Below are 3236 nucleotides of genomic sequence, written 5' to 3'. Positions count from 1 at the left end.
CAGACGCACCGCGCGCTCCCGCACTTCCGGGGAAAATTTGCTTGCCTTCTTGTTCATGACTCGATTCTCTCAAGAATACGAGCCTCCACAAAATCCGGTGCGGTTCAGGATCGCGTACGAGGTAACCCCATACGATCGCGACCGCGCTCGTCTTGGCCCGGTGCATGCGCGCGCGAAATGGCGCTTCTCAACACACGGCAAGTACGCGACACGCCCACTTGAGCGCGTTGAGCTCGATCACACGTTGCTCGACCTATGGGTGATAGACGACGACCTTGGCATTCCTCTCGGACGTCCCACCATCACACTTCTCGTGTGCGCCTATAGTGGCTACATCACCGGCTTCTACATTTCGTTCGAAGGCGAGTCCCTCGCTCGTATCCTGCGGGCCATAAAGGTTGCCATTCAGCCGAAAGAACCTCTGGTCGCAGCCGCCGGGCTCACCAACCCATGGCACGCACATGGGCTGTGGGAAACGCTAGTTGTCGACAACGCGCGCGCCTGCCACTCGGACCAGTTCAAGCAGATGGGAATTGAACTCTGTATGGACATCGAATATTGTCCAGTTCGGCAGCCGTGGTTCAAGGCCGTAGTTGAACGCCATATTCTAGAGACCTGTCGCCAACTGCCCGTACCAGGGCGCCCGCAGCGCCCCGGGCGACATCCCGACCCCATTGACCCAAGGAAGTCGGCATGCGTCACGTTCAACGATCTCTGCACATGCGTTCTGAAGTGGGTGGTAGACGTACACCCATTTTCGGTAAATGATCGGAAGGTCGAGCGGCCAATCGACCTCTTTCTGGAGGGCCTTGCCCGTTGCCCCGCTCCCGCATTCGTAGATCAATTTTCGAGTTTGGAGATACTTGCGGGGCTGACGAAAATATCCACCGTGGATCATTCTGGAATCGTCTTCGAATGGCTCCAGTACGGTGGTGAAGATCTTCGCCGGTTGCGGCAAGCAATTGGAACGAAGTTCAAGGCCACATGCAAGATAGAACCCTACGATCTCGGCCACATCTTCGTTCAAGATCCGCGCGACAGCACGTGGATTAAGGTACCTGCTAAAGATCGTGAATACGCTCTTGGACTTACGCTAACCCAGCACCGTTTAATACGAGCCGCTGCCAGAGAGCGCCTGAGGCTGGCCAATGCCGAGGCAGTATTACGGCATGCCAAGCTTCAGCTCCAGGAGCAATGGGCCCACGCGGTTCGCTCTGGCAGAAGACTCAAGATGAACCGTGACTTCGTCGGCTCGCGAAACAAGAACTCGGTCGATGTGCTCGACCCGCGATCTAGCGCGGTACCACATGACCAACCGGACAGGCTAATGGCGGACGAAGACTTGAGCTATTCGAATCGCTCAATTCCAACATTCGACACCTTCCGGCTCGAAGACGCCTGAACTGCTTAGCTATGACGTACAGTGAAAAAGCATTGAATGCGCGAAGGGCACTCCATCAGATCGTCGTCAATCATTCGAGCTTTGTTCAAGCACTCGACGGCATCGGACGGGTCATTCAACTCGGCAACGATCTGGGATCGCCGATCGGCATGTGCCTGATCGCACCCAGTGGATGCGGGAAGTCATTGCTGATCGATCTTCTGATGAGAAACGCTTGCGGCTGGCCGTTTCTGAACACCCAGTCCGTGCTGGTCGCCGCTTTGAAAGAAGCACCGACTGTCGCCCATGTCCAGTCCGAACTGCTCAAGTGCTTCAAATACCCTATCCCAATAAAGGTGTCCGTGAGCACAAATGCAACCGTCAACAACGTTCTCGTCGAGGCTGTCGCTCGAAGGAAAATACAACTCACCGCACTCGACGAATACCAGCACGTATTCCTCTGTGGCAAAGAAGGCGTAAGACGAGCAATCAACGACTGGCTCAAACGTTATATGACGTTGACCGAAAAACCCGCCCTTTTGACCGGCACCGAGGACCTCTCCGCGCTGGCAACGGCCGATCCGCAGATAAGTACCCGGATTTCTGGAACATTCCGCCTCATGCCCTTCAAGCACGACGCCGAATGGAAGGGCGTGCTGAAGGCATATGCAGATAACTGTGACAGCGTCGATCTAGCGCCTCTTCGCAACGATTACTCGCGAGAGCTATATATGGCCAGTCAGGGTGTATTCAGAGCCGTCAAGGGGCTCGTCCTAGAATCGGTGATGATCGCAATTGATGAGGGCGCAGCTGCGGTCAACAAAGGGCATTTGGCCGCTGCATTTCTTCGAATTTTTGGACCGGCGTCGCCTCGAGAGAATCCGTTCCAGTGAACTTCCCGTACAACAACACGCATCCATATCCATTTTCGGATGACATATTTCCTGACGAGGACGGCGTTGGCTACGCACTGCGGATGTGCGATGCGAACGCACTGTCCTTTCATCTGCTCGCTTCGGCGCTAGCGTCCCCGGGCCACTGCTACTTGCCGTACAAATCCACACAAGCACTGGCTTTTATGTTTGGTGGTACTCCCAAGCTCATCGCGCGGGCGCTCGTACGACGCCAGTTTGAGGATGGAATAACAACCGCTGATTATCTCGACCAGACGTTTTTGCGGCCCAAGCATCTGCGCCAGACGTGCCCCCAGATATGCCCGTTCTGTCTACACGACTATCGCCGCGCATTGGCCTCATGGTCTCTAACCATGATGTGTTGTTGCACGAAACATGAAATCTGCCTTGTCGATCGATGTGCGTGCGGCAGACCAATTTCGTGGCGTCGCCGGAGCTTGCTAGTTTGTGAATGTGGCAGAGAATTCCACAACTGCATTCGCAGCCGCCACTCGGCCCTAAAGGGGGCCCTTGCCGTCTGCAGACAGCTTGAATACTTACTTTTCGGTGCAAATTTTCGACTCCACTCACCCACGGACGGCGCGCTCAGCATCTTCGATGACGTTACTCCGGATGTATTCGTGAGACTCGTGTAGACAATCGGCAGCCTTGATACCCCTTGCGCCGTGTGCAAGCCACGGAGCCTGACCTCGTTCCCGACGTCATTCGAAGTTATAGCAGATAACGCCTATCGGGAAATCCAGACATTGCAAACCGGACAACGGGAGATACACCGAAGTCACTGGCTCCCACACCTAAAATCCATTTTGGACAATACCGTCACGTTAGCAGTAAGCGGCTAGCGAACCCATCTTGAGTTTGACCGAGACGCTTGGGAGTATCGTGTCCACCTAACGAATAAGCGGACACGTGAACACTATCGAATCGGAATCACGCCCGGA

2 protein-coding genes and 1 pseudogene are annotated in these 3236 nt (G+C 55.1%); all 3 read left to right on the top strand.

The genetic code is table 11. The features are described from left to right. A pseudogene (locus tag ACNQQL_RS35705) lies at positions 1-1402 on the top strand (transposase); the annotation flags it as partial. An 11-nt stretch (positions 1403-1413) separates the two neighbouring features. Continuing rightward, positions 1414-2274, top strand: a complete 861-nt coding sequence (locus ACNQQL_RS35700; RefSeq protein ID WP_347069491.1) for a TniB family NTP-binding protein — start codon at positions 1414-1416, stop codon at positions 2272-2274. Beyond that, on the top strand, positions 2271-2930 hold the full coding sequence (locus ACNQQL_RS35695; RefSeq protein WP_416392822.1) for a TniQ family protein: 660 nt from the start codon (positions 2271-2273) through the stop codon (positions 2928-2930). The genes ACNQQL_RS35700 and ACNQQL_RS35695 overlap by 4 nt, the downstream gene beginning before the upstream one ends. Positions 2931-3236: the final 306 nt, after the last annotated feature.

Source organism: Burkholderia sp. LFS061, assembly GCF_047978125.1.
GTDB lineage: Bacteria > Pseudomonadota > Gammaproteobacteria > Burkholderiales > Burkholderiaceae > Burkholderia > Burkholderia pyrrocinia_C.
This window is presented reverse-complemented; position numbering and strand designations above follow the sequence as displayed.